Annotated in this window: 22 protein-coding genes; 3 read left to right on the top strand and 19 right to left on the bottom strand. The window is 57.0% G+C overall.

The window, feature by feature from the left end; translation table 11 throughout:
• Positions 1-22 precede the first annotated feature (22 nt).
• The 5 genes from KVG88_RS27815 to kdpF form a co-directional block, all read right to left on the bottom strand.
• Positions 23-2674 carry a DUF4118 domain-containing protein gene (locus KVG88_RS27815; RefSeq protein ID WP_150704725.1) on the bottom strand — a complete coding sequence of 884 codons (2652 nt, stop codon included), beginning with the start codon at positions 2672-2674 and terminating at the stop codon, positions 23-25.
• A 122-nt stretch (positions 2675-2796) separates the two neighbouring features.
• Positions 2797-3342: a potassium-transporting ATPase subunit KdpC gene (gene kdpC / locus KVG88_RS27810; RefSeq protein ID WP_217873306.1), complete on the bottom strand. Its 546-nt coding sequence runs from the start codon at positions 3340-3342 to the stop codon at positions 2797-2799.
• A 145-nt stretch (positions 3343-3487) separates the two neighbouring features.
• Positions 3488-5545, bottom strand: coding sequence for a potassium-transporting ATPase subunit KdpB (gene kdpB / locus KVG88_RS27805; RefSeq protein ID WP_150704723.1), 2058 nt, complete (start codon positions 5543-5545; stop codon positions 3488-3490).
• 10 nt (positions 5546-5555) lie between these two features.
• The gene (gene kdpA / locus KVG88_RS27800) at positions 5556-7250 is read right to left on the bottom strand and encodes a potassium-transporting ATPase subunit KdpA (protein ID WP_217873305.1); all 1695 of its coding nucleotides are present in this window, start codon (positions 7248-7250) and stop codon (positions 5556-5558) included.
• 8 nt (positions 7251-7258) lie between these two features.
• Positions 7259-7348 carry a K(+)-transporting ATPase subunit F gene (kdpF, locus tag KVG88_RS27795; protein ID WP_007899818.1) on the bottom strand — a complete coding sequence of 30 codons (90 nt, stop codon included), beginning with the start codon at positions 7346-7348 and terminating at the stop codon, positions 7259-7261.
• 404 nt (positions 7349-7752) lie between these two features.
• On the opposite strand from kdpF, the gene eat reads away from it, so the two are divergent.
• Positions 7753-9117, top strand: a complete 1365-nt coding sequence (eat, locus tag KVG88_RS27790; RefSeq protein WP_217873304.1) for an ethanolamine permease — start codon at positions 7753-7755, stop codon at positions 9115-9117.
• A 229-nt stretch (positions 9118-9346) separates the two neighbouring features.
• Complete coding sequence (locus KVG88_RS27785; RefSeq protein ID WP_007943594.1) at positions 9347-9514, top strand: DUF2897 family protein; 168 nt, start codon at positions 9347-9349, stop codon at positions 9512-9514.
• 79 nt (positions 9515-9593) lie between these two features.
• Here the strand turns inward: KVG88_RS27785 and KVG88_RS27780 are convergent, their stop codons facing one another.
• Together KVG88_RS27780 and KVG88_RS27775 are read right to left on the bottom strand one after the other, a co-directional pair.
• The gene (locus tag KVG88_RS27780; RefSeq protein ID WP_150704720.1) at positions 9594-10442 is read right to left on the bottom strand and encodes an urea carboxylase-associated family protein; all 849 of its coding nucleotides are present in this window, start codon (positions 10440-10442) and stop codon (positions 9594-9596) included.
• Positions 10443-10457: 15 nt separating this feature from the next.
• On the bottom strand, positions 10458-11111 hold the full coding sequence (locus tag KVG88_RS27775) for a GntR family transcriptional regulator (RefSeq protein ID WP_217873303.1): 654 nt from the start codon (positions 11109-11111) through the stop codon (positions 10458-10460).
• A gap of 178 nt (positions 11112-11289) precedes the next feature.
• Between KVG88_RS27775 and KVG88_RS27770 the strand changes: the two genes are divergently transcribed.
• Positions 11290-11847: a TetR/AcrR family transcriptional regulator gene (locus KVG88_RS27770; protein WP_150704718.1), complete on the top strand. Its 558-nt coding sequence runs from the start codon at positions 11290-11292 to the stop codon at positions 11845-11847.
• Here the strand turns inward: KVG88_RS27770 and fabF are convergent.
• From fabF to KVG88_RS27710, 12 genes are all read right to left on the bottom strand, one after another.
• Positions 11844-13118, bottom strand: coding sequence for a beta-ketoacyl-ACP synthase II (fabF, locus tag KVG88_RS27765; RefSeq protein ID WP_217873302.1), 1275 nt, complete (start codon positions 13116-13118; stop codon positions 11844-11846). The genes KVG88_RS27770 and fabF overlap by 4 nt on opposite strands.
• A gap of 32 nt (positions 13119-13150) precedes the next feature.
• Positions 13151-13945, bottom strand: coding sequence for an SDR family NAD(P)-dependent oxidoreductase (locus KVG88_RS27760; RefSeq protein WP_217873301.1), 795 nt, complete (start codon positions 13943-13945; stop codon positions 13151-13153).
• Between the two features lie 207 nt (positions 13946-14152).
• Positions 14153-14488, bottom strand: a complete 336-nt coding sequence (locus KVG88_RS27755) for a ComEA family DNA-binding protein (protein WP_217873300.1) — start codon at positions 14486-14488, stop codon at positions 14153-14155.
• A 112-nt stretch (positions 14489-14600) separates the two neighbouring features.
• A complete protein-coding gene (locus KVG88_RS27750) occupies positions 14601-16595 on the bottom strand; it encodes a polysaccharide biosynthesis protein (RefSeq protein WP_217873299.1) in 1995 nt (664 codons plus the stop codon).
• 107 nt (positions 16596-16702) lie between these two features.
• Positions 16703-17731, bottom strand: coding sequence for an MraY family glycosyltransferase (locus KVG88_RS27745; RefSeq protein WP_217873298.1), 1029 nt, complete (start codon positions 17729-17731; stop codon positions 16703-16705).
• Positions 17728-18699, bottom strand: coding sequence for a UDP-glucose 4-epimerase family protein (locus KVG88_RS27740; protein WP_217873297.1), 972 nt, complete (start codon positions 18697-18699; stop codon positions 17728-17730). Before KVG88_RS27740 ends, KVG88_RS27745 begins: the two co-directional genes overlap by 4 nt.
• 53 nt (positions 18700-18752) lie before the next feature.
• Positions 18753-19862, bottom strand: a complete 1110-nt coding sequence (locus KVG88_RS27735) for a glycosyltransferase family 4 protein (RefSeq protein ID WP_225934182.1) — start codon at positions 19860-19862, stop codon at positions 18753-18755.
• Positions 19859-21004, bottom strand: coding sequence for a glycosyltransferase family 4 protein (locus tag KVG88_RS27730; RefSeq protein ID WP_217873296.1), 1146 nt, complete (start codon positions 21002-21004; stop codon positions 19859-19861). The genes KVG88_RS27735 and KVG88_RS27730 overlap by 4 nt, the downstream gene beginning before the upstream one ends.
• On the bottom strand, positions 21005-21901 hold the full coding sequence (locus KVG88_RS27725; protein WP_217873295.1) for a GDP-mannose 4,6-dehydratase: 897 nt from the start codon (positions 21899-21901) through the stop codon (positions 21005-21007). It lies immediately after the preceding gene.
• Complete coding sequence (gmd, locus tag KVG88_RS27720; RefSeq protein WP_217873294.1) at positions 21901-22932, bottom strand: GDP-mannose 4,6-dehydratase; 1032 nt, start codon at positions 22930-22932, stop codon at positions 21901-21903. Before gmd ends, KVG88_RS27725 begins: the two co-directional genes overlap by 1 nt.
• A 299-nt stretch (positions 22933-23231) precedes the next feature.
• Positions 23232-25193: a hypothetical protein gene (locus KVG88_RS27715; RefSeq protein ID WP_217873293.1), complete on the bottom strand. Its 1962-nt coding sequence runs from the start codon at positions 25191-25193 to the stop codon at positions 23232-23234.
• 119 nt (positions 25194-25312) lie between these two features.
• A complete protein-coding gene (locus KVG88_RS27710) occupies positions 25313-26614 on the bottom strand; it encodes an NAD(P)/FAD-dependent oxidoreductase (protein ID WP_217873292.1) in 1302 nt (433 codons plus the stop codon).
• Positions 26615-26619: the final 5 nt, after the last annotated feature.

Genomic DNA, 26619 nt, shown 5'->3' with positions numbered 1-26619 from the left:
CAAGAGAGTAGCGCAAGCGTGTTCAGGCTTCACTTTCATACCCCGGCTGAGCCTGCAACGGCAAGTGCAAGGTGATGCAGGTGCCGCGCCCCTCAATGCCATCGGCCACGCTGATCCGTCCGCCATGGGCGCCCACCATGCCCTGACAGATCGCCAGGCCCAGACCGGTGCCCTGCCCGCCGCGATCCCCTCGTGCGGCGGTGTAGAACATGTCGAAAATTTTCGCTCGCTCCGCCTCCGGGATCCCCGGCCCTTCGTCACTGACCGAGAAAAACAGCTCTTTGTCGTCCGCCCCGGCGCGCAATTGCAAACGGCCGTGGGACGGTGAAAAGCGCGCGGCGTTTTCCAACACGTTGATCAGCGCTTGCTCGATCAGCGCGGCATGGACGTACAGCAACGGCAACTCTGGCGGGACTTCAATGCTCAGTTGCAGTGGCGCCAGCACCGCACGCAAGCGGCCGAGCGAACTGCCGACGATGTCAGCCGGCGACACCCAATCCCGCGCCAGCTTCAGGGCACCGTGGCCGAGGCGGGTCATGTCCAGCAGGTTTTGAATGTAGCGGTCGAGGCGTTCGGCTTCATCGCGGGTGCCTTCGAGCAACTCACGACGATCTTCCAGCGGGATCGCTTCGCCGAGCGCCAGCAGGCTGTCGATGCTGCCGCGCATGGAGGTCAGGGGCGTACGCAAATCGTGGGACACCGAGGCCAGCAAGGCACTGCGCAGTTGTTCGGTTTCGCCGTGCAGGCGCGCCGCTTCCAGATCATCGGCCAATTGCGCACGCGCCAGCGCCTGCGCCAGCGGTTGACTCAGCGCCGTCAACAATCGGCGGCGCTGGCCACTCAGGGTCTGGCCTTCTTTTGCGCACACGCCCAGCAACGCCAGCGGACCGTCCTCCACCGACAATGGCCACCACCACCAACGCCCGAACGGCAACGTGCCGGTGCCGGCGCCAGCGGGCTGATCGTGTTGCCAGGCCCAGTCGGCAGCGGCGCGCTCGGCTTCAGTGAACTCCAGCGGGCCGCCGGTTTCGACTTTCCAGCCGCTTGGACCGTCGCGATTGAGCAGGCACAACTGCAAATCACTCCAGCCATTGAGGTGTTGGGCGGCAGCGCTGACCACAGCCTGACGGTCAGTGGCGGCGGTCAGTTTGCGCGACAGGTCGAGCAGTTCGGTGGTTTCTTCCTGGGTATCGCGCAGCGCCTGCAATTGTCGCCGTTGCCGCGCCGCGAGGTTGCCGGTAAGCGCCGCCATCAACAGGAAAAACAACAAGGTCAGCACGTCTTCTTCGCGCTGGATGCTGAAGGAAAAATTCGGTGGAATGAACAAGAAGTCGTAGGTCAGAAACGACAGCGCCGCGCAGACCAACGCCGGGCCGAGGCTACTGCGCACCGCCACCAGCAGCACGGCGGCAAGGAACACCAGTGAGATGTTCGGCAGCGGCAAAACACTCGCGACGGCCCAAGCCAGGGCACTGGCCAACAGCGTGGCCACCACGGCCAGGGCATAGTCGAACCACACCAGCGCCTGCATCGAATGCTGGCGTGGCTGGTGCTGCTCATGATCGCTGTCGAGGACGTTGATTTCCAATCCACGCGCATTGCGCAACAAGCGCGCGGCCAACCCGCCACCGAACACGCGTCGGCGCAAACGTGGCCGCGACTGGCCGACCAACACCAGGCTGGCGCGGCGTTCAGCGGCATGCTGGATCAGGGTTTTCGCTACCTCGCCGGCGCGTAACAGCACCACTTCGCCGCCCAGGCGTTCAGCCAGCTGTTGGGCACTTTGCAAGCGCAGGCGCGATTGCTCGTCACGCAGGCTGCCGTTGTCTACATGCACCAGGCTCCACGGCAGATGCCGACGCTGGGCCACGCGGCTGGCGTGGCGCACCAAACGCTCGGCCTGGGCATCGCCATCGACACCGACCAACAAGCGACCGCGTACTGTCGGCGCGGCTTGCCCCATCTGGCGATAGCCCTGGGTCAGGTCGTTATCGACCTGCGCGGCAGCCGTTTGCATCGCCAGTTCGCGCAGTGCCGTCAGGTTGGTCTGGGTGAAGAACGCATCGATCGCAGCCCTCGCCTGCTCCGGCACATAGACCTTGCCGTCGCGCAGCCGCTCCAGCAATTCCCGTGGCGGCAAGTCGATCAGCAGCAGCTCGAAGGCTTCTTGCAGCACCCAGTCCGGAAGGGTTTCACGGACCTGTACACCCGTGATGCCGCGCACTTGGTCGTTGAGGCTTTCCAGGTGCTGGACGTTGACGGTGGTGAACACGTCGATGCCGGCAGCAAGCAATTCCTGAATGTCCTGCCAGCGCTTTTCGTGACGGCTGCCGGGCGCGTTGGTGTGCGCCAACTCGTCCACCAGCACCAGCTTCGGCTTGGCGGCGAGCAGACCATCGAGGTCCATTTCCTCAAGCATCACGCCACGGTATTCCGAGCGTACCAACGATTGCTGTGGCAAGCCGCCCAGCAGCGCTTCGGTTTCGGCCCGGCCGTGGGTTTCGACGACGCCGGCGATGACTTTCACGCCCTGGCGCAGTTGCGTGTGGGCTGCCTGGAGCATGGCGTAGGTTTTACCGACACCGGGCGCGGCGCCGAGGAATACCTTGAGCCGGCCACGGCCATCGCGGGGCAGGTCTGCTAACAGCGCGTCGGCGCGGCCGGAATCGCTCATTTGTCTTTGCCTTGTTCGACTTTGAATTTGGGGAGTTGCCTTGAAAGATCGCAGCCTGCGGCAGCTCCTACAGGGTATATGCCGTCCGATGTAGGAGCTGCCGCAGGCGGCGATCTTTTGATCTACAGCTTTTCCAGTGCCAGGTTCAACTCAAGCACATTCACCACCGGAGGCCCCACCAGCGGCTGCACGATGTGCGCATCCAACAGATTCTGCAGTGTCGCCACCGGCACATTCCGCGCAGCCGCAACACGCGCCAGTTGATAGGCAATCGCGGCCGGTGGCAAGTGTGGATCGAGGCCGCTGCCGGAGGTGGTGAGCATGGCCAGCGGCACGGGACCCTGGCCTGGCACCAGCTGCTTATTGGCCTCGTCGATCACGCGAGTGGCCAGGGCCGGGTTGCTCGGTGACAGGTTGCTGGCACCGCTCGACACCGTGGCAAAGGCACCCGCCGATGGCCGCGGATGGAACCAGGCGTCGCCGACGAAATCCTGGGCGATCAGTGACGAGCCGCGGACCTTGCCGTCGGCATCGTGCAGCAGGCTGCCGTTGGCCTGATCGGGGAACGCCACCTGGGCGACACCGGTGACCACCAGTGGGTAGGCAACACCGGTGATCAGGGTCATCAAGACCAGCAGGCTCAAGGCCGGACGTATCATTGTGGACATTTCAAAATCCTCGAATTCGTAAAGTGCTTAACCTGTTGCACCGTGGTGTATTCATCGTGAGCAGGCTCACTCCCACAGGGGAATGCAGTGCTCCTTGTGGGAGCGAGCCTGCTCGCGATGGCGGCTTATCTGACACACCGCCTGGTCAAACCAGATGCAACGCCGTCAACAGCATGTCGATGGCCTTGATGCCCACGAACGGCACCAGAATCCCGCCCAGCCCATAGATCAGCAGATTGCGCCGCAACAACGCCGCCGCACTGGCTGCGTGCACTCGCACACCGCGCAGCGCCAACGGAATCAGCACCACAATGATCAGCGCGTTGAACACGATGGCCGAGAGAATCGCGCTCTGCGGACTGCTCAAGTGCATGACGTTCAGCACGCCCAGTTGCGGGTAGATCGAGGCAAACAGCGCCGGCAAAATCGCGAAGTACTTGGCCACGTCGTTGGCGATGGAAAACGTGGTCAGCGCGCCGCGGGTCACCAGCAGTTCCTTGCCGATTTGCACCACGTCCAGCAACTTAGTCGGATCGCTGTCGAGGTCGACCATGTTCGCCGCTTCGCGGGCCGCTTGCGTGCCGTCGTTCATCGCCATACCGACGTCCGCCTGGGCCAGGGCCGGGGCGTCGTTGGCGCCGTCGCCGCACATGGCGACCAGGCGACCGTCGTTTTGCTCGTGACGGATGCGCGCCAGTTTTTTCTCCGGCGTGGCTTCGGCCAGCACGTCATCCACGCCGGCTTCAGCAGCAATCGCGGCAGCGGTCAGCGGGTTGTCGCCGGTGACCATGACCGTGCGAATCCCAAGCTTGCGCAGCTCAGCGAAACGTTCGCGGATGCCCGGTTTGACCACGTCCTTGAGGTGGATCGCCCCGAGCAATTTGCCGTCGGCGCAGACCAGCAACGGGGTACCGCCGCTTTGCGCGATCTTGTCGATTTCCCGCGACAGGGCCGGGGCCAGATCAGCGCGTTTCATCCCGACGAAGGTCAGCAGCGAATCAACCGCGCCTTTGCGGAAAACGCGGCCGTGATAATCGACACCGGACAAACGCGTCTCGGCACTGAACGGCACGGCGGTCAGCAATTCGGCAGCAGGTTCCGGTTGTGGCTGAGTGCCGCGCAGGAACTCGACGATGGATTTACCTTCCGCGGTGTCATCGGCCAGCGACGCGAACAACGCGCCTTCCGCCAGCTCCTGACTGCTCACGCCCGGGGCTGCCACCACCGCTGTGCAACGACGGTTGCCGAAGGTGATGGTGCCGGTCTTGTCCAGCAACAGCACATGCACGTCCCCCGCCGCTTCCACGGCGCGACCGGATTTGGCGATCACGTTCAGGCGCACCAGACGATCCATCCCGGCGATACCGATGGCCGACAGCAAGCCGCCGATGGTGGTCGGAATCAACGTGACCAACAGCGCCACCAGGAACACCAGCGGCAAGCTCCCGTTGGCGAAGTGGGCGAACGGTTGCAGGGTGACCACCACCAGCAGGAAGATCAGGGTCAGGCCGATCAGCAGGATGTCGAGCGCCACTTCGTTCGGGGTTTTCTGGCGTTTGGCGCCTTCAACCAGAGCGATCATGCGGTCCAGGGTCGACTCGCCAGGGTTAGCGGTGATTTTCACCAACAGCCAGTCAGACACCAGCCGTGTGTTGCCGGTGACGGCCGAGCGGTCGCCGCCGGACTCACGAATCACTGGCGCGGATTCACCCGTGATCGCCGCTTCGTTGACCGCCGCGATGCCTTCAATCACTTCGCCGTCGCCGGGAATCATTTCCCCCGCTTCGACGCGCACCACATCGCCCTTGCGCAGGCTGGCGGCGGGCACCACTTGAAAGCTGCCGTTGCTGGTTTTGCGCCGGGCGCTCAAGCCTTCGCTGCCGGCCTTGAGGCTGTCGGCGCGGGCCTTGCCGCGACCTTCGGCCAAGGCTTCGGCGAAGTTGGCGAACAACACGGTGAACCACAGCCACACGGCAATTTGCACGGCGACGAACGTCGGCACCGCCGTGTCGGGAATGAAGCACAGCACGGTGGTCAGAATCGCGGTCAGCTCGACCACCAGCATCACCGGCGCACGTTGCAATTGCCGCGGGTCGAGTTTGACGAAGGCTTGCACCAGCGCCGGGCGCCACAGGGCCGAGAACGCGGTTTTTGGTTGCTCCGGCGCCTTGGCGGCGGCGGGTTTGATTGCAGGCATATTCATGATGGATTCCTTAGAAGCCCATGCTCAAATGTTCAGCGATAGGACCCAGTGCCAAAGTCGGCAGGAAGGTCAAACCACCCACAAGCAAAATGGTCACGGTCAGCAGGGTCACGAACAGCGGGCCGTGGGTCGGGAAACTGTTCTGGCCGATCGGTGCGGTTTTCTTCATCGCCAGGCTGCCGGCCAATGCCAGAACCGGGAGGATGTAGCCGAAGCGACCGATCAACATGCCCAAGCCCAGCATCAGGTTGTGGAACGGAGTGTTGGCGCCGAAGCCACCAAACGCCGAGCCGTTGTTGGCACTGGCCGAGGTGTAGGCGTAAAGCAACTGGCTGAAACCGTGGGCGCCAGGGTTACTCACCGAGGCCACCGGGCCGGGCAGGCTCGCGGCTATCGCACCGAGCACCAGCACGCCGATCGGCATGACCATCAAGGTCACCACGAGCAATTGCACTTCCCTGGCCTGGAGTTTCTTGCCGAGGTATTCCGGCGTGCGGCCAATCATCAGGCCGGCGAGAAACACCGCGATCAGCACGTTGAGCAACATGCCGTAAAGCCCGGCGCCGACACCGCCGAAGATCACTTCACCGACCATCATGTTGACCAGCGCGACCATGCCGCTCAGCGGGTTGAGGCTGTCGTGCATGCCGTTGACCGAGCCGTTCGAAGCCGCGGTGGTGGTCACCGACCACAGCACGGTGGCGGTGGTGCCGAAGCGTGCTTCCTTGCCTTCCAGCGGCGCGGTCTGTTCAACGGCGGCGTTGTTCAGGGCCGGGGTCGGTTGGTACTCGGCCCACATAGAGGTCGCGCCGCCGATCAGGAACAGCGCCAGCATGCAGGCGATGATTGCGCGGCTCTGGCGCAGGTCTTTCACGTAATGGCCGAAGGTGAAGACCAGCGCGACGGGGATCAGAATGATCGAAGCCATCTCGAACAGGTTGCTCCACGCCGTCGGGTTCTCGAACGGATGCGCCGAGTTGACGCCGAAGAAACCACCGCCGTTGGTGCCCAGTTGTTTGATCGCAATCTGGCTGGCGGCTGGGCCGAGCGGGATCACTTGATCAACGCCCTGCATCGTCACCGCATTCACGTATTGCGCGAAGGTCTGCGGTACGCCTTGCCACACCAGGTACAGCGCCAGCAGCAGGCACAACGGCAGCAGGCCGTAGAGGGTGGCCCGGGTCATGTCGACCCAGAAGTTGCCGAGCGATGCAGTGGACTTGCGGCCGATGCCACGGCACAGCGCAACCAAAACCGCCAGGCCGGTGGCGGCGCTGACGAAGTTTTGCACGGTGAGGCCGACCATCTGGCTCAGATAGCTCAGCGAAGCTTCGCCGCTGTAGGCCTGCCAGTTAGTGTTGGTCATGAAACTGATGGCGGTGTTGAATGCCAGCGTCCACTCCTGGCCCGGAAGATTCTGCGGATTGAGCGGCAAGTGGTCTTGGAACAACAGGATCGCGAACAACAGCAAGAAGCCCGCGAGGTTGAACGCGAGCAAGGCCAGCGTGTACTTCTGCCAACTCTGTTCGGCATGCGGATCGACGCCCGCCACGCGATAGCATCCGCGCTCCACCGGGCCGAGGATCGGCGTCAACCAGGTGCGCTGGCCTTCCATGACCTTGTAGTAGAAGCGCCCGAGAAACGGCGCCGGGACCAACACCACCGCGAAAAACGCGAGGATCAGCCAATAGTCATAACTGTGCATAGCCGCTCCTAGTTCCGGTCCGCGCGCAACAGCGCAACCAACAGATAAATGAACAGCCCCACTGCCAACAGCAGTGACACCCCGTCCAGAACGCTCATGGAAGTTCTCCGTGTTACGGCGTATTGCCGCGTGTGGAGTCATTGTCGGGAGGGAGGGTGTAAAGGAACGAGACCGAGGGTGTTGGCGGGGCGTAAAGAATGCGTAAAGAGTGGGTTTATGGCTTTGTTACAGCGGTGTCCGGGCGGGCCTCAATCGCGAGCAGGCTCGCTCCCACAGAGGAATGCGTACGCCCGTGCACAGCAAAAACCTGTGGGAGCGAGCCTGCTCGCGATAGCGCCAGAACAGGCAACAACGCCCCCAACTGGCGCACAAAAAGCGCTAATCCAGCAGCGAACATCCCCGAAACGACACCTTTTTACGCTTTACGACTGCCATCACAACACTGGCACGCCCACTGCACACGCCCTCCCCCGAGCTTTCCAATCCGTTCAGGGAGCAACGCATGAACACACAACTCAAACCCACGCTGGGCACGTTGCACTTGTGGGGCATTGCGGTCGGGCTGGTGATTTCCGGGGAGTATTTCGGCTGGAGTTATGGCTGGGGCGTGGCCGGAACGCTGGGCTTTCTGGTGACCTCGTTCATGGTCGCCACCATGTACACCTGTTTCATCTTCAGTTTCACCGAGCTGACCACCGCCATTCCTCACGCGGGCGGACCGTTTGCCTACAGCCGTCGCGCGTTTGGCGAGAAAGGCGGATTGATCGCCGGGCTGGCCACCTTGATCGAATTTGTCTTCGCCCCGCCGGCCATCGCGTTGGCCATTGGCGCCTACCTTAATGTGCAATTTCCCGCCCTCGATCCGAAGCACGCGGCGGTCGGTGCCTACATCGTGTTCATGGGACTGAACATTCTTGGCGTGAAGCTGGCCGCGACCTTTGAGCTGGTGGTCTGCGTGCTGGCCGTGGCGGAATTGCTGGTGTTCATGGGCGTGGTCGCGCCAGCCTTCAGCTTCAGTAACTTTGCTCTCAACGGTTGGGCCGGCTCCGATGTGTTCGGCGCACCGGCGATTGCCGGGATGTTCGCGGCGATCCCGTTTGCGATCTGGTTCTTCCTCGCCATCGAAGGCGCGGCCATGGCTGCCGAAGAAGCCAAGGACCCGAAGCGCACCATTCCAAAGGCCTACATCAGCGGCATCCTGACCCTGGTGGTGTTGGCCATGGGCGTGATGTTCTTTGCCGGTGGCGTCGGTGACTGGCGCACCCTGTCGAATATCAACGACCCGCTACCGCAGGCAATGAAAACCGTGGTCGGGGAAAGCTCCGGCTGGCTGCACATGCTGGTGTGGATCGGCCTGTTCGGACTGGTCGCGAGCTTCCACGGAATCATCCTCGGCTACTCTCGGCAGTTCTTCGCCCTGGCCCGCGCGGGTTACCTGCCGGCCTCACTGGCCAAGCTGTCGCGCTTCCAAACGCCGCATCGGGCAATCATCGCTGGCGGCGTGATCGGCATTGCGGCCATCTACAGCGATGGCTTGATAAACCTGGGCGGCATGACGCTGACAGCGGCGATGATCACCATGGCCGTGTTCGGCGCCATCGTGATGTACATCATGAGCATGCTCAGCCTGTTCAAACTGCGTAAAACCGAACCGAACCTGGAGCGCACTTTCCGCGCACCCTGCTACCCACTGGTGCCGTTCATTGCACTGCTGCTGGCGGTGGTGTGCCTGGTGGCCATGGCCTGGTTCAACACGCTGATCGGCCTGATCTTCCTTGCCTTCATGGCGGTGGGTTTCGTGTACTTCATGCTCACGGCGCAACTGCGTGCCGACGCACCAGCGGATGCGATGCTGACCGGGTTATAAACGCAATCTCCTGTAGGAGCTGACGCAGGCTGCGATCTTTTGATCCCGATTTTTCAAGATCAAGAGATCGCAGCCTGCGGCAGCTCCTACAGCGACATGTGGGATTGGACCAAACAGGCATAGAATGAAACCACTGCGATGGAACTGCCGTGAACGCTCATCGCTCCAAAGTGGTATGCACGTCCGGTTGGCGAAACTCGCCAACCGACCTGCCCTCAAGGAGAGTCCTATGCCCTGGTATGCCTGGTTGATTCTGGTGGTAGCCATCGGCTCTATCGTTGGCGGTTTGATGATGCTGCGCGACACCGCCAACAAGGTTGAGCTGACCGATGAACAGCGCAAACGCGTCGCCGAACGCAATGCGGAAATGGACGCCAAGGAAGCGCAGGACCGCTAAATCAAGATCGCAACCTTCGGCAGCTCCTACACGCGTTACCCTGTAGGACCTGCCGAAGGCTGCGATCTTTTTGCTCTTGTTATTCCCAATCCGCCTTAGCGATATGCAAGCCATGCAGGCCCTTGTACGCCGCTCGCTCCGGCTGGCTCCAGCCTTCGAGCAACGCATCTTCCAGACGATAAATTTCCACTCCCAACGGGCGACAGACGCTCAACGGATCCTGCGCATCCGGCCCCCACATCGCCAGCGACAGATCGCCGCCCGGGCAGGTCGACAGTGCGCACAGCAGATCGATCTCGGCAAAGAACTCCAGATAATCACCCTTCTGCGCCGGGCAGGCCTTCATGAAGTACATGTCGTCGTGGTTCAGGCCCGTGCACTGGAAAATGTTCAGCACGTCGTGCACATCGAATTCGGTCAGGCCGTGGGGCAATACCGCACGGGTCAGGTTGGAGTGACAGTGATGATGGAAATCTTCGCCGGTGAGCATTTTATTCACATAGGGATCACAGCGCGTGCCGAGCAAATCGTGCAGGCGACCGCCGTGTTCGTCGATGCCATACCCGGCCAGGCTGTCATCGGTAATGGTTACCAGCGGTCGCAGAAACGGCAGGTTCGACCAGAGTCGGTCATGGGTGCTGACGTGTGCGCCTTGCAACTGCCGAGTGCGTGACGCCCACAAACGTTCGCGGGGATCGTTGGCATTCCAGACATTAAAGTCACCCACCTGCGGGCCAACCGGGGTGGTCACCCGGAACACATGCCCGGCCGACACCTTCCAGGCTCGACCGGTGCGGATCGGTACTTCGAAAGACTCGATCAGCGTGCGCCCATCCTTCGCATCGCGCACCCGCTCGTAAAACGCCTTGTCCACCTGCAAGGCTGAGCCTTTGCTGACTTGATAGGCCGCCGGATAGTCTTTGTACATGGCAAGAATCCTCGATCAGTGATGGGAAGATGGATTGAGCATTTGCAACAGTTGGTGTTCGGAATCGTCGAGATAGAGGCTCATCGCCTCCTCGGCGGCGTGTTTGTCACCCTCGATGAGCAACTCATGGATCTGCCGGTCGCGAATCAGCCACGGCGCCTGAAAACTCGACTCGTCTGGTGCGGTGCAAAACACCAGGCGCAGTTGCGCGACCACATTGGTGAAGAACTCATCAAAGAGTGGACTGCGCAGCAATCCGACGACGTGTTGATGAAACGCCAGACTGTGGGTGCCGACGGCGCGCCAATCCTCACGCTGCCGGGCCAGCTCGGTAGCCTCCAGGGCGTCGAGCATCCGGTCGGATTGATCATCCCGCAGCGGGCGACAGGTGTGGATGGCTTGCAGCTCCAGCGTACGCCGGACCCTGAACAGGTCGCGCACATCATCGACATCCAGTCGACGCACCATCACGCCCTTGTTGCGCACATAGCGGGTCAGCCCTTCCTGCCCCAACCGGTGCAAGGCTTCACGGATGGTGTTGCGCGAAGCGTTGTAGGCGGACACAAGATCGTTTTCAACCAGCGCCATACCGGGCATTAAACGGCCGCCGATGATGTCGGCGCGCAACTCCAACGTGATGTGATCGGCCAATGAAAGTCCGCTGTTCATACGCATCCGCCTCAGAATTGTTCAACAATCTTCAGCAAATGAGTAATCACTATTCGTGCCAGTACTTATGCGCGTTTGAACCAAGTTCGACGCATCTGCATGCTTTTTAGAAGTAGAAGTACAGTCACCATCCAATTTTCATTGGTTACTATGGGGGGCATTGATGTGGAGATATCAGATGCGTTACTCGCAGGACCATAAAGCCCAGACCCACCAACGCATCATCAAGGAAGCTTCGGAACGCTTTCGCCGTGACGGTATCGGCGCGACCGGCCTGCAACCTTTGATGAAGGCGCTGGGCTTGACTCACGGTGGCTTTTATTCGCACTTCAAGTCCAAGGACGAACTGGTGGAAAAAGCGCTGCAAGAGGCGGGAAAGCAGGTGGATGGGTTATGCGCCCAGATCTTCGCTGAAGAACGCCCGCTGGAAGCGTTCATCAATACTTATCTGTCCGAATGGCATCAGACTTCGCCCCACGAAGGGTGCCCGCTGCTGACCATGTCATCGGAACTCGGCATGCGCGGGCAGCCGAGTCCGACGTCTGACGTAGTACTCAATGCTCGCCTTAAACAGATTCAAGACTCGCTTGAAGGTGCAAACACCGTGGATCGCAGCATCGTCATCATGTCGACGCTGGTGGGCGCATTGCTGCTTTCACGCAGCGTCGAGAATACCGAGCTGGCCCAGCAGATTCTCGACGTCACGCGAACCCACTTGAACCAGTCCCAGACCTAACCGTTCCAGCGCTTGAACAACACGCTGGCATTCACCCCCCCGAAGCCGAAGCCGTTGGACAATGCGTACTCGATGGTCATCGGCCTGGCTTTACCGTGGACAATGTCCACACCTTGGGCAGCAGGGTCCGGGTTATCCAGATTAAGGGTCGCCGGCACGATCTGATCCCTGATGGCCAACAGCGTGAAGATCGCCTCAATCCCCCCGGCGGCACCCAGCAGATGCCCGGTAGCCGATTTGGTCGATGTCACCGCAATCTTGTTATCCGCGCCAAACAGCGACTTGATCGCCGCCAGCTCACCCAAGTCCCCGACCGGGGTTGAGGTGGCATGGGCATTCAGGTGCTGAACCTGTTCAGGCGCAATACCCGCCTGAGCCAAGGCCAGCGACATCGCACGACGCGCGCCACTGCCGTCTTCCGGCCCTGCGGTCAGGTGATAGGCGTCCGCGCTGGTGCCGTAACCGACCAGTTCAGCCAACGGTTGAGCGCCTCGGGCCAAGGCATGCTCCAGCGACTCGATCACCAGCAAACCCGAACCCTCGCCCATGACAAAGCCATCGCGGCCACTGTCGAACGGCCGCGAGGCACGTTCCGGGGTGTCGTTGTAACCGCTGGACAAGGCACGCGCCGCCGCAAACCCGGCAAGGCTGACCCGGTCGATCGCGGCTTCAGCGCCGCCACACACGGCAATGTCCGCCTCGCCGGAACGAATCAATCGCGCCGCATCGCCGATGGCCTGGACCCCGGCGGCACACGCCGTTACCGGCGCACCCAGCGGGCCTTTGAAGCCGTGCTGAATCGACACGTGTCCCGCCGCCAGATTGACCAGAAATGATGGAATGGTGAACGGCGACAAACGCCGTGGGCCACGGCTATCTGTTGTGCGCACGGCATCGGCAATCGCGCCGAAACCACCCACACCCGAGCCGATAATGGTCGCCGTACGTTCCTGGGCGTCGGCAGTCTGCGCCTGCCAGCCGGCCTGCTCCAACGCCTGACGCGCCGCTTCCATGGCGAACATAATGAAACGGTCCATCTTCTTCTGCTCTTTGGGCGGTGTCGCCAGGTCCGGGTCGAACCCTGCTTCGGCATCGTCCGCGACGCTTGGCACCGCACCGCCAACCTTGGCCGGTAAATCGGCGACCACCTCATCCGGCAGGTTGCGCAGCCCGGAGCCCCCGGCCAACAGGCGCTGCCAAACCACTTCCACCCCGCTACCCAGCGGAGATACAAGGCCCATCCCTGTGACAACTACTCGACGATCACTCATACCGCAAATACCTCATGCCGATTGAAGGCGCTTCATTTGTAACGCGCAGCGGCCTGGCTCTTGGAAAGGTTAGGTGCCAATACATGACGTGCCGCAACGAATTTGTCCCAGTCACCCGCATCCGGCAGCGAAGGAATGGTGACCAGTTCGCCTTGATCCAGGCCCGACAACGCCGCGTCGACCATTTCACCCGCCTCCATGACCATCTCCGCCGGAATTTGCGTAGCATCGATACCGGAGCGCTCCCAGATTTCGGTACGCGTCACGCCGGGCAGCACAGCCTGAACCTTGACTCCGGTGCCATCCAGCTCAGCGTTCAAGGATTGAGTCAGGCTCAACACATAAGCCTTGCTGGCGCTGTAAGTTGCATTGAAACGCTCGGGGAACAACGCCACCACCGACGCAATATTGATGATCGTGCCGCGCCCGGCCTTGGCAAAACTGGCCGCCGCCGCCGAGGCCAAGCGAGTCACCGCCGTCACGTTGAGCTGAATCAGCTGCTCTAGCTGGTTCATATCCGCGTTGGCCAACAAACCGTCCGCCGCCACGCCAGCGTTGTTCAACAACAGGCTGATGCTGGAATCGCTACGCAGGCGCTGCTCAAGCTTGAGCACGTCGTCTTTCTGCGTCAGGTCCGCTTTCAGCACTTCGACTTGCACACCGTACTCATCCCGCAACTTGCTCGCCGCTTCCTCCAGCCGCTGCAGATCGCGAGCGACCAGCAACAGATCGAAACCACGCGCCGCCAGACGCCGCGCATAAACTGCGCCGATACCGGAAGACGCACCAGTGACGAGGGCCGTGCCTTGGGACTGAGTAGAAGTCATGACGATGCTCCAGGGAAATGCTTGAGGGGAAAGCCAAGCGCCTGAGGGTCAGAACGCTTCGACAGAAACGCATTTATTATAGACATAATTTAAATGACGTATGATAGCCATAATTTTAAAGTCACCGACAAAAGGCAAAACCTCGCAGCTGTGGCCAGAAAGCAAAAGGGCCGATCAATGACCGGCCCCTGGCGCTGACTTACAAGCTTAGTTCACCTCAAGCTTCTCGCGATTCTTATCCAGAATGGCTTTGCCAATTCCCTTCACTTCAAGCAGTTCGTCGATGGACGCAAATGGTCCATTGGTTTCCCGATACGCAACAATCGCCTTGGCCTTGGCTTCTCCCACGCCGGACAACTCTCGTTGCAAGGTGGGCGCATCGGCGGCGTTGAGATCGAGCTTGCCGGACTGTGCCGTCGCGGAAACCTCTTGCGCCAACGGCGCATCAATCATTGGCGGCGTGACGGCCGGCGCAGCAATGACGGCAACAGAGGCGCCGGTAAGGAGGGCAAAAACCAGAGAAGTGAAATAGCCGGTACGCATAAATGAAGCTCCATGACATCGATTGAGAAAGCAGCTTTTCCGAAGCTGCCTCCCAAACTTAGGCGATGACTGGAGCCTGTCAAAAATGTGTCCGTTACAGGATGTGAAACAATCAGGGTTCGAGGCGGCGCTGCTGGTAGATCCAGTCAACGATATCGCCATCGGGGGTGTAGCCGCTCACGGTGTCACGCAACAACTGGCGTACGCGGGAGTAATCGTCCTGTTCAACCGCATCCAGCAGCTCGGTCAAGCGTCCCTTGAGCACATCCCAAGGCAGATGATCTTCGCTGGCACTCATGATCATCGGGTGTTGAGTCGCCGACACGTTGTCGCCAATCAACAACTCCTCGTACAGCTTCTCGCCAGGACGCAAACCGGTGAACTCGATCGAGATGTCGCCCTGCAGGTTTTTCTCGGAGCGCACACTCAAACCGGAAAGATGAATCATCTTCTCCGCCAGTTCGACGATTTTCACTGGTTCGCCCATGTCGAGCACAAACACATCACCGCCCTGCCCCATGGAACCAGCCTGGATCACCAACTGCGCGGCCTCAGGAATGGTCATGAAATAACGGGTGATTTTCGGGTGCGTCACCGTCAACGGCCCACCCGATTTAATCTGGCTGTGGAACAACGGAATCACCGAACCGGACGACCCCAACACATTGCCAAACCGAACCATCGTGAAGCGCGTCTTGTTGACCCGCGACACATTGGCCTTGTCACCGAACAACACCGGCGCGATCTCGCGACTCAAGGCCTGAAGCGTCAACTCGGCCAGGCGCTTGGTACTGCCCATGACATTCGTCGGGCGAACCGCCTTGTCCGTGGAGATCAACACGAAATTGGCAACACCCGACTGCAACGCGGCCTGAGCTGTGTTGAGCGTGCCAATCACATTGTTCAGCACGCCTTCCGCAATGTTGTGCTCGACCATCGGCACATGCTTGTAGGCCGCCGCGTGATAGACGGTGTCCACCCCCCAGGTTTTCATCACATCCAGCAGTTTGTGCTGATGCCGAATCGAACCGAGAATCGGCAATAACTGAACGGGAACCGACTCCCGAGTCCCGCGCTGCTCCAGCTCCGACAGAATGCTGTAAAGGTTGAATTCGCTGTGATCAAACAGCAACAACGTGGTCGGCCCCAGGCTGAAGATCTGACGGCAAAGCTCTGCACCGATCGACCCTCCGGCACCGGTCACCATCACTGTCTTGCCTTTGATACACCGCTCCAGCAAATCCGGCTGTGCCGGCACCGAATCGCGACCAAGCAAGTCAGCGATATCGACTTCCTGAATGTCTTCAACCTTCACCCGGCCACTGGCGAGGTCGGTGAAGTTGGGAACACTTCGAATATGCAGCGGAAAACGCTCGAGAAAAGTGAGAATTTCGCGACGCCGTGCACGGGTCGAAGAAGGCAGCGCCAGAAGAATTTCCTTGGCGCCCGACTCATCGATCATCTGCTGAATGTGCTTGGGTTTATAAACCTGAAGACCCGCGATGACCCGATCCGCGATGCTTGGATCATCATCGATAAACGCGACAGGCCGCATGACCCGGCCCATGCGCAACGCGGCAACCAGTTGGTTACCGGCCACACCTGCGCCGTAGATGGCGACTTTGGTCAGGCCGTCATCGCGGTTGGTGAATGGCACATGCTGAGCACCAGCGAACCAGTCGCCCATGAAGTAATGGCGCATGCAGAGGCGCAGGCCCCCAATGATGACGAGGCTGAGCCACCAGTAGTTGAAGACGATGGAGCGAGGCACTACGGCTTCGTGGTTGCTGTACCAGTAAACGACGAGCGCCAGGATCAATGAAGAAAGACTGACAGCCTTGATGATGGCAATGAGCGCGTCATTGCCGAAATAGCGCATGACCGCACGATACATGCCGAAACGGATGAATAACGGGATAGCAACAAGCGGAGCGCTTATGAATAGCCAGAAATGCACCCTGAACGGGTTATACATGTCATCAATGCCCAATCGGACGATGAATGCCAACCACAGGGCCGCCCAGACCAGAATAATGTCTGTGGTCACCTGAATCAGTCGTTTGCGGCGCCTGGGAAGCGCAACAAGGCGTGCTCTGATTTTGTCCATAAACTCTTCAAACACCTCAGTTTTCTTCCTTCAACTGCCCCATCATGGTAGTGGAACCTTATAAGCGCTTCTCAACCACTTTTAAACCTAAATGACAGAACGGTTACTCAGTTTTTCACCGATGGTGCTTCAAGCTCACCCGCACGGAACCTGATAGCCAGCGCAACTAATGGAGCATAGGCCAGAATCAAACCCAAACTTGAATCTAGGCCGAATCGCACAACGCCCAATGCGATAGGCAACAGCCAAAGCAAATTGATCAATGCGACGACGCTTGTAACCTTTAAATGGCTGCCAAACCGACGAGAGGCATATTGATAGGCATGACTGCGGTGCGCTTCATAAATCTTGTCCCCCCTGAGCAAGCGACGGAATAAGGTGAACGTAGCATCGACAATGAACACGCCCAGCAGGATCAGCCAACCCCACAGCATATCGGCAGAGGCCCACGCAGCCTGAATTGAAAGTGCTCCAAGCACAATTCCGAGATAACCACTCCCGGCATCGCCCATGAATATTTTGGCTGGGGGAAAATTCCAAAAAAGGAAACCCGCCACCGCAGCAGCCAGCAACAAAGGGGCCCAAATTAAATCCGGATCCCCTGCGACCCAATACAACAGGCATGCCCCCAGGCAAACGCAAATCGCTTCGACGCTGGCGATACCGTCAATACCGTCCATGAAGTTATACAAATTGAGCAGCCATACCAAGTAAAACGCCGCCAGCACATTACCCAGCCATCCCAGATCAAGTGCTTGCCCGAAGAGCTCAACAGCAGGCAAGCCCCCCATCCAGAACAGCAACCAGATCGAAGCGGCGAAATGCCCCAATAAACGCCAACGCGCAGCGATGTGCCCGTGGTCATCCATAAATCCGATAATTGCAATCACGGCGCCGGCGCCGGCTATTGCCGCAAACACCGGAGAAGCCATCAACCCTGCAAACAAAAGCATGAACAGCGCCAATGTAAATGCCAGGACTATGGCCACGCCGCCGCCCCTAGGGGTGGGGACCGAGTGAGAACTGCGGGCGTTGGGTATATCCATCAGGCTTCGCGACAATGCGTAACGACGCAGTGCCCAAGTCAGGGAAAAAGACACGGCGACAATGACAGGGATAAACCAGCCATAACTCATGATTTACGGGAATCCAGAAAATGTTGCGCCGTCACGGCCAACGCTTGTTCAAGAGTGACCGGAGGTGTCCAGCCCAATAGTTGTCGGTTCTTGCTGATGTCGACCCGCAAGGACCCAAGAATACGATCGGCTAATGCTCGCCGACCCAACAATGTTGCCGCAGCACTCATTAGCCCGGCGGGAACAGGCAGTAAACGTGCTGGTTTGCCCAGGCATGTCCCCAGCTTGCGCAACAAGTCAGTGGTTGAAACGTCTTGCCCATCGCTGGCCAGAAACACCTGGTTGGCAGCAGCCGGATGATCGGAACAGGTCACGATCAAGTCAACCAAATTGTCCAGAGCAACGAGGCTTCGCTGATTGTGAATCGCGCCAAATGGCAACGGAACGCCACGATGCAGCCACCGCATCATGCTGAGAAAGTTAGCCTTGACGCCGGGGCCGTAGACAAGCACTGGGCGGATGATTACCACTTCCATCCCCGTGGCGGCGGCAAGCGTGGTCAACCCCTGCTCGGCTTCAAGCTTCGAGATGCCGTAAGGATCAATGGGGGAAGGTAAATCATCAGCATGGTATGCGGCACCGGGCTCAGTACCTTCACCATTGACTTTGATAGAGCTGATGAAAATGAATCGCTTCACACCGCATTTCGCAGCCTGACGAGCCAGGTTCAATGTCGCCTCGACATTGACTTCCCGAAATGCAGCCAACGGGTCGCGAGCCACTTCGTTCATGACATGAACGCGCGCGGCCGTGTGGACGACGACCTCAATACCGGTCAGGGCCGCCTGCCAATCGTTTGTGCCATTGAGATCGCCCATGGGCAGCGTACGCACGCCCATCGCCAGCGTTACAGATTGATCACGCAGCGGCGCAACTACGGAGCAATCGGAGAAGCGCGCCAACCGCACAATCAGCGCCCGCCCCAGAAAACCACTCCCGCCCGTCACCAGAAATGCTTTAGATCTCATGCTTGGCCCTTGGAAAAATAACGTCAATGCACGAGCACTGTGCTGCAAAAACTTTAAAGCAGAGAGCGGTAGATCTCGGCGTAGGATTTTGCCATCGAGTCAGATGAAAACACTGCTTCGAAGCGACGCTCAGCAGCCTCTCCCATCGCTGCCGCCAGATCGGGTTGATTCCAGAGCTGGGTCATTGCAGCCGCCAACGCGGCAGAGTCTCGAGGAGGGACCACCAGTCCGGTCTCCCCAGCGATGTTGATATACGTGGTGCCCGAGCCGATTTCACATGAGATCATCGGCTTGCCGTACATCGCGCCTTCCAGCAACGAAATGCCGAAAGACTCGGATCTGAGATGCGAAGGAAATACAAACGCGTAGCACAACGTCAACAGCGCAGCCTTGTCTTCGTCGGGCAACCCGCCGAGGAAATGTACATTGGTCAGGCCTAATTGGCTGGCTTGTTCCTTGAGTTCAACCTCTAGATGCCCACCGCCAAGGATCACGACAGGTAACTGGGTTGTTTTCGCTGCCTCAAGTAGATAGTCCAATCCCTTGTAGTAACGCAGTGCCCCCACGAACAAAAAGAAACGCTCACCCAAACGTTCGCGCCAGAACGCCAGCTTTTCAGGCGATGGCTTCGGGTAGGTCTGCCGATCCAAGCCGTAAGGCACTACTCGCACTTTGTTTTTGAAGTGAGTTAGCACCGGGCTGCTTTCGGCGTAGTTGGGCGATGAGGCCACCACACAATCGACGCTCGATAAAAAACGATTCATCAAGGGTTGATAGAGCTTCAGCAACGTCTTTTGCTTGACGATATCCGAGTGATAACTCACGACCGTTGGCTTTTTGATTCGGCTGTAAAAATGCACCAAATCCATGTAAGGCCAGGGAAAATGGTAATGAACAATGTCCGCTTTCTTCGCCAGTTCGGCAAAATCCTTGAACGCCGAGAGCGAGAAACCGGTGGAGGCAACGTGCAAATCGAGTTTGGATCGATGCGTCAGATGGTGCCCGACTTTTTCATTGCGTGCCGCGCCTCGCTCACTGAGATAAAGCACTTCGGATTCGAAGCCGTGACGAATTCCGCCCTCAGCAATCTGGAAAATGACCTGTTCGATGCCACCCATTGTTTCCGGGTAGTAGGTTTTGAAAAAGTGCAGAACCTTGATCATTGTCCTTTGACCACCTTCTGGTAAACCTGAAGAGTTTCCTGGGCGCAGCGCTCCCAAGAAAAACCGGCCGCATGCAGTAGGCCTTGCTCTACAGCACTGGCACGCCAAACGTCGTCTTCCAGGCCCCTGCGGATAAGATCAGTCAGAGTCTCGGTGTCTTTGGCATCGCACATCAAGGCTGCATCACCGGCGACTTCGGGCAATGAAGAGCTGTTCGAGCAGACCACCGGAACACCTGAACTCATGGCCTCCAGAACCGGCAACCCGAACCCCTCATAGAGGGAAGGAAAGGTGAACAGACGCGCCCCCGCGAACAACAAAGGAAGATCCTCACTGGGTACGAACCCCAGGTAAAAAGCCCAGCCTTCGCGTTTGGCACTTTCCAGGCGCTGGTGAATGCTTTCGTTTCGCCAGCCGTGATAGCCAGTCAACACCAACGGCCAACGCTTACGAACTTCAAGCGGAAGCCGGGAATAAGCATCGAGCAAAGTCTCGATGTTCTTGCGTGGCTCAATTGTCCCGACAAACAGGCTGTAACCGCCCACTTCCAGACCATGACGCGAAAGCGTGCTCCTCAATTCTTCTGTACTGCGAGGATGAAACTCGGCAGAACTGGCTAGCGGTACCGTGTGGATACGCTCGATTGGCCAGGAAAAGTAATCCGACAGTTCTTTACGCGTGTATTCGGAATCCGTGATCAATGCATCCGCTCTTACCAGTGTGGTTTTGAGCTCTTTCTGCAAATAGCGCACAAGCTGCGGCGCATGGCAGTGAGACCAGGTAAAAGGCGACAAATCATGGAAGGTTGCAACACTGCGGCCGGCAAAGGGCGGCAGATAATAATTAGGGCTGTGGTAAAGATAGTCACCATGGCCTTTCAACGCTTGCTTCCTGAGCAATGGCATAAGCAGTCGATAGGCCTCGACTGCCAGGAAGTTTTTTTGCACGGCACGTTTAAGGCCGTAACCGCTGCCCGATGCTTCAGCAGCGGTTGGCAGCGAAGGCAAAAACCGTCGACCTGCAAAAAATTGCAAGTCGGCGATTTCCGGACTCTGCTGCAGTCGCAGCGCCAATTCGTAGGTGTAACGACCGATACCGGTTAGCGGGAAGCGAACCGGTTCAACAGAGAGAATTAACTTCATTTATTCAGCCGTCAGCATCCAGCTCAATGTTTCGCCCAGGGAAGGTGTTGTCCAGCCAGGGACCAGTGCCCGCAATCTGGCATTGTCTCCGCATAGGGTTTTCACCTCATTGGCGCGAACAAAGGCAGGATTTACCTCAACTTCAATATCGTGCCCGGTAAATTCTTTGCACATCTCGATGACTTCACGCAGCGAATGGGTATGGCCTGAACTGACGTTGATCGTCTGTCCAAGCGGCTTGGCTTCGATTAACCCTCGATAAGCCCCCACCAATGCACGAACATCACTGAAATCGCGCCAGACATCGAGGTTACCCAATTCGATCTTCGGTGCCTTGCGACGGAAATGCGAAACAATTTTCGGCAATAGAAAATTATCTGCCTGCCCTACACCCGTGTAGTTGAAAGGACGAGTGATGACAATTGGCAAACGGTCTTGCCAAAGGCTGGCCATGTATTCCATGGCCAACTTGCTCACAGCGTAATCATTGGCCGGCGCCGGGAGGGTGGTCTCCGACAGTAGGCCACCCGAGGCGTTGCCATAGACATTGGCGCTACTGGCGATCAATACGCAATCCAGCGACTTGCCACTGGCAGCAACGGCTTCCAGCAGATTGCGTGTACCAATCAGGTTCACCTGATAGAACGCATCCGCTGCACCGTGACCGACAAATGCCAACGCCGCGAGATGCACAACAACATCCGGCTGAATCTTTGCCAGCAACGCGCGCAAACCCGGGCCGTCGGCCAGATCTACCTGATGATAATTTTGCTCATCGGAAGGTTGACTACCCAGCCCGACAACGTCGTAGCCCTGAGCCTGAAGTTCATCAGCCATGTAACGACCGGTGAAGCCTTGAATACCCGTAATCAGTGCGCGTTTGCCAGCAATGCTCATCAGAACGAAAATCCTTGCTCATTTCGACGCAGGTCAGCTTCGACCATCATGCGGCACAGCTCTTCCAGGGATGTTTTTGGTTCCCAACCGAGAACTTCCTTGGCCTTGGCAGGGTTGCCAATCAGCAGCTCCACTTCGGTCGGACGGTAGAATTTCGGATTGATGGTGATCAGCACTTTACCAGTCGCCGCATCAGTACCCTGCTCGTCTTCTGCAGTGCCTGCCCAGGAAATTGTGATACCCACTGCCTTGAACGCCATCGAAACGAAGTCGCGAACAGTTTCGGTGCGATTGGTCGCCAACACGAAAGTATCCGGCTCATCGGCCTGCAGCATGCGCCACATACCTTCGACGTACTCTTTGGCAAAACCCCAATCGCGCTTGGCGTCGAGATTGCCAAGTTCCATCTTGTCCATCAGGCCCAGTTTGATCTTGGCGACGGAGTCGGTGATTTTGCGGGTTACGAACTCACGACCACGCAGAGGGGACTCGTGGTTGAACAAGATACCGCTGGTGGCGAAAATCCCGTACGACTCACGATAGTTGATGGTCATCCAGTGAGCGTAGAGCTTGGCTACACCGTAAGGGCTGCGCGGGTAGAAAGGCGTGCTCTCGACCTGAGGAATAGCTTGTACCTTGCCGAACATCTCGGAGGTGGATGCCTGATAGAAACGAACCTTCGGGTTCACGATACGAATCGCTTCAAGCAGGTTTACCGCACCCAAACCGGTGATTTCCGCGGTAGTGATCGGCTGCTCAAACGATACGCCAACGAAGCTCTGCGCAGCGAGGTTATAGACCTCGGTGGCTTCAGTGGTTTGCAGCAGGCGGATGCTGGCCGACAGGTCGGTCAGATCGTACTCGACCAAATGCAGATTAGGGTTGGACTGAATGCCCAACTCTTCGATACGCCAGAAATTGACAGAACTGGTACGACGGTAAGTACCGTAAACGGTGTACCCCTTCTCCAGCAGCAGTTCCGCCAGGTAGGCGCCGTCTTGACCAGTGATGCCAGTTACGATTGCTTTCATTCGGATTACCAACCTCCTTTTTAATAAATGCCACTGAGGGCAATCACAGATGAGTCGAACCGAGCGAGATGGCCCTCGGCCACTCGCGCGTGAAAATTCGTTGATGAGTATACAATGGGTTACGGGGTGGCTCGACTGGAAGAAGATGCAATGGCAGGCTTTTTTGATCAACGTGCTTGCAACGACAAGCCGCCCGACACTCGAAAGCTGCTGCCGCATGGGCCTACCACCGCATACACTATAACGTCACCCGATCGCTGGGAGCGCCAAGCACTCCCGAACCCTAACTGACGTTAATTTCAAGGCATAACCGTAATTTTGGACAGTCCAACACCAATCTTCCTGTGATCATTGGATTCGCCTACATCTGCGGGCGAAATTGGCCTTTTTATATCGACATTAAGTTCAATAAAGTTATTGCTGCACTTGGACAATTGCGCTTGGACACTAACGTCAATTGGCTCCTTGATCACGCCCTTGAAAAGACTATCCCCACCTTGAGTAATATTTATCTCTTGGCTCCCATAGCTACGAAAGCTAAGAACCAAATTCAGCGTAGATCTTGATGAATAAAATTGCACACTATTACAAGGAAACGAAAGGGAAGCCTTTTTGCCGCTTGACCAAACCCCCCACGTCTCAAGATCGTACCAGCCGGAATACAGCAAGAAATTACCTGTTCCGGCGATCCCGATAGCATACTCTCCCGGAGCGACCCTGCGAACTACATCGAGGTAATCTGCATCACTCAGACGGACAAAATGATCAGAACTTTCATTTGCGAAAGTGTTTACCAAGGTCCGCAACTTCAGTTGATCGATATGGCAGTATGGAGGGATGGTTATGAGTTGACGATCTTGCCCAGAAAAAACCAAGAGTTTTCGACAGTCTGGCCCCAACACACCAAGGGGATTGAAGCTATTAATTCCCTCACCATAACCGGAATAGCGCTCGGCAAAAACCTCTGCTGGTGGTGTGTAAAAAGAAGGCAGCTTGGTTTGAATCGCATTGGAAAACCAAGTTGGACTGGAATATTGCTCCGTGCCCTTCGGGTTATTTTTTGAAACACTCATTAAACCAATTAACGCTATTGGAACCAACAGCACCGCAGCGAGAACTTTTTTCCCAAGTAACTTTTGCACAACGTAGTACACAATTGGAAACCAGATCGGCAAATACCAAAGCGAATATCTAGCTAAGCCTGGCGTCGCTCCTGAATTGAGGTTTGTTGTAGACGAGTGCGCATAAAAATTCACCAACAAAAAAATCGCGCAAAATATATAGAACATAATATTGGACTGAGCAACTCTCTGCTCAGACGAAAAAAGCCGTAGCAACATAGCAGCCACTGTCAAAACTACGCCGAGCGGCCAATTAGGAAGCAAACCAAGATCAGGATCCAGAATCCAGATGTAGAAGGTTGACAAATTTCCGCCAAGCGAGGCCCCACCGGCTAGCAATTGCGGTGTAAGCACACCAAAACGCAGAAAATAATAAACAGGATGCGCCAGTACCGCTAACGCAGTCGCCACCACCAAGCATACCTCTATCAAGGTAAACTTTTTGGCCCTAAAAAGAACAAAGTGATATGCAAATGGAACAAATGCGACAAGCGCAAAACTTGGATTTTGAGTAGACGCCATTGCCAAACAAAAGGCAGCCAATAAATATCGACTGGAAAAAACAAACATTACCCCCATTAATGTGAAGCAGTAGGTAAATAATTCAGTATGAACCTTATCAAAAAACCATAGCATTGGTGAAAACAGTGTCATGAGCAAAAACACTGCAATTCCACTCTTACCATAGAGCCGGTAAGAGACCATCGAAGTCACAGCCAACAGTATAAAATGCAACCCAAGAAACGCTGAATGCGGCTCGAGCCCAACTCCAAACACTCCCACAACTTTGGCCACAAAGAAGGCCAAAAAACTATAAAACCAAAAGTGATTAAAGTCCGCTGTCACACCTAATCTTAGCGCTGGAAATGAATTAGCCAACGAGTCACTCGGTATGACGCCGATAATGGTATTCGACAGATACAATTTTTGATAAGCATCAAATGAGACAGCGCTCATCCACGGCCTCAAAGTCTCCAACCACGCCAAGTACATAGCGTAATATTCTGATCCGTCACCGACACGTTGCGGGGGTAAACGCCACAGAAAAACAAACACAAAAAACAAACACAACACTATCCAGACATAAGCGGAGATACCGTGTTCTGGCCTTACAGGGTTCGCTTTTATTGAAGCACGCATAAACTACCTTGTTAATAATTGTCAGTCACGGCAAATATCGAAATCTTCTTAACCCACTAAAAATTCGACACTCCGACAGCTCTATAATATAGAACCATCGAAGTGGCATGAAGCTCTACCTAAAGCTTCTCAGCAACCAAACGTCCCTCACGAATCGCGTAGTTAGTCCCGCGGTCCTCGGGGTAAATTTGAGCCATGGTCGAAATCAAGGCATTTTCAAATGGAGTCGATGCATCTGGCACATACTGAGAGTAATCACGCTCCGTCACTGGCTGAGCATACTCTGACCGCCAAACTTTGAAATCCACAACCCAGTCTTTCTCGAAATTCGGAAACATGCGCTTGAGGTGACTTAGGGCAAACTCGAGATATTGCTCATCACTGTAGCCCCACACCGGATCTTCGGTGGCAAGATAACGTGACAAGTAGGCAATATGAGTACCCTTATAGTTTTCCGGAGTATCAAAGTTAGTATGTTCAATGACACCAACAAAAGGAAAACCCGGATCGTTGACGTTCAACCAGTACGTATCGGACAAACTGTGCTTAAGACGGAGCACCAGACACATATTTCCAAGGTATTTAACTCGGCGCAATTTCTTGAGCCACTGCTCCTCGGCAACCCCTGTAAACATATCAGCAATCAAAGGGAACGAAGGCGTAAAGAGAAACTTATTCCCCTCTACAGAACCTTTGTCAGTTGTTACTGCAGTGATCCGTTTGCCTTCTGTTACCAAACCTTGCACAGCAGAATTGAATGTAACCTCACCACCATGCGCACGAATACCAGCCACGAGTGCTTCAGCGAGGCGCCCGAAGCCCCCCTTGAAATAGGCCAGTTCTTCTCCGCCTTTGTCATTACGAGTACTACCACGCAGAACGAGCTTCTTCCACATCCATACTGCGTTGACTGCTTCAGCATACACCGAAAACTTGGAGTTAATTAGTGGTTCCCATACCACCTTGTATACTGACTTACCGCACATACCCTCCAACCACTCTCGGATACTTAGGTGCTCAATGGTTTTCCAATCTTTGATCTTGCGAACCTGAAATACCAAAAGACCCAAGCGAATACGGTCAATGAATGAAAGAGCCTTAAACCGAAGCAGATCCAATGGAGTGGAAAGTTTCCACATGCGACCATTAAAGTACATACCGGTACGAGTCGGAAGCAGAATCACGTCGCCTTCGAGACCAAGTTCCTTCACCAACTCAGGGACAAACACATCATTATTGAACCAATGATGGTAGAATTTTTCGACACGAACGCCGTCATCAAACTCGAAGATCCCTGCGAGCCCGCCTGGGGTAGAGTCCGCTTCAATAACTTGTACGCGCTTACCTTGCTTAGCCAGCACGTATGCCGCCGTCAAGCCGGTGAATCCGGCCCCCACAATTACTACATCATAGTTATTCATTTATT

Origin of the sequence: Pseudomonas azerbaijanoccidentalis, assembly GCF_019145495.1 — a bacterium.
Taxonomy (GTDB): domain Bacteria; phylum Pseudomonadota; class Gammaproteobacteria; order Pseudomonadales; family Pseudomonadaceae; genus Aquipseudomonas; species Aquipseudomonas azerbaijanoccidentalis.
This window is presented reverse-complemented; position numbering and strand designations above follow the sequence as displayed.

Coding starts and splice junctions, on each gene's coding strand:
- KVG88_RS27815 (WP_150704725.1), bottom strand. CDS start 2,674: ATGAGCGATTCCGGCCGCGCCGACGCGCTGTTAGCAGACCTGCCCCGC.
- kdpC (WP_217873306.1), bottom strand. CDS start 3,342: ATGTCCACAATGATACGTCCGGCCTTGAGCCTGCTGGTCTTGATGACC.
- kdpB (WP_150704723.1), bottom strand. CDS start 5,545: ATGAATATGCCTGCAATCAAACCCGCCGCCGCCAAGGCGCCGGAGCAA.
- kdpA (WP_217873305.1), bottom strand. CDS start 7,250: ATGCACAGTTATGACTATTGGCTGATCCTCGCGTTTTTCGCGGTGGTG.
- kdpF (WP_007899818.1), bottom strand. CDS start 7,348: ATGAGCGTTCTGGACGGGGTGTCACTGCTGTTGGCAGTGGGGCTGTTC.
- eat (WP_217873304.1), top strand. CDS start 7,753: ATGAACACACAACTCAAACCCACGCTGGGCACGTTGCACTTGTGGGGC.
- KVG88_RS27785 (WP_007943594.1), top strand. CDS start 9,347: ATGCCCTGGTATGCCTGGTTGATTCTGGTGGTAGCCATCGGCTCTATC.
- KVG88_RS27780 (WP_150704720.1), bottom strand. CDS start 10,442: ATGTACAAAGACTATCCGGCGGCCTATCAAGTCAGCAAAGGCTCAGCC.
- KVG88_RS27775 (WP_217873303.1), bottom strand. CDS start 11,111: ATGAACAGCGGACTTTCATTGGCCGATCACATCACGTTGGAGTTGCGC.
- KVG88_RS27770 (WP_150704718.1), top strand. CDS start 11,290: ATGCGTTACTCGCAGGACCATAAAGCCCAGACCCACCAACGCATCATC.
- fabF (WP_217873302.1), bottom strand. CDS start 13,118: ATGAGTGATCGTCGAGTAGTTGTCACAGGGATGGGCCTTGTATCTCCG.
- KVG88_RS27760 (WP_217873301.1), bottom strand. CDS start 13,945: ATGACTTCTACTCAGTCCCAAGGCACGGCCCTCGTCACTGGTGCGTCT.
- KVG88_RS27755 (WP_217873300.1), bottom strand. CDS start 14,488: ATGCGTACCGGCTATTTCACTTCTCTGGTTTTTGCCCTCCTTACCGGC.
- KVG88_RS27750 (WP_217873299.1), bottom strand. CDS start 16,595: ATGGACAAAATCAGAGCACGCCTTGTTGCGCTTCCCAGGCGCCGCAAA.
- KVG88_RS27745 (WP_217873298.1), bottom strand. CDS start 17,731: ATGAGTTATGGCTGGTTTATCCCTGTCATTGTCGCCGTGTCTTTTTCC.
- KVG88_RS27740 (WP_217873297.1), bottom strand. CDS start 18,699: ATGAGATCTAAAGCATTTCTGGTGACGGGCGGGAGTGGTTTTCTGGGG.
- KVG88_RS27735 (WP_225934182.1), bottom strand. CDS start 19,862: ATGATCAAGGTTCTGCACTTTTTCAAAACCTACTACCCGGAAACAATG.
- KVG88_RS27730 (WP_217873296.1), bottom strand. CDS start 21,004: ATGAAGTTAATTCTCTCTGTTGAACCGGTTCGCTTCCCGCTAACCGGT.
- KVG88_RS27725 (WP_217873295.1), bottom strand. CDS start 21,901: ATGAGCATTGCTGGCAAACGCGCACTGATTACGGGTATTCAAGGCTTC.
- gmd (WP_217873294.1), bottom strand. CDS start 22,932: ATGAAAGCAATCGTAACTGGCATCACTGGTCAAGACGGCGCCTACCTG.
- KVG88_RS27715 (WP_217873293.1), bottom strand. CDS start 25,193: ATGCGTGCTTCAATAAAAGCGAACCCTGTAAGGCCAGAACACGGTATC.
- KVG88_RS27710 (WP_217873292.1), bottom strand. CDS start 26,614: ATGAATAACTATGATGTAGTAATTGTGGGGGCCGGATTCACCGGCTTG.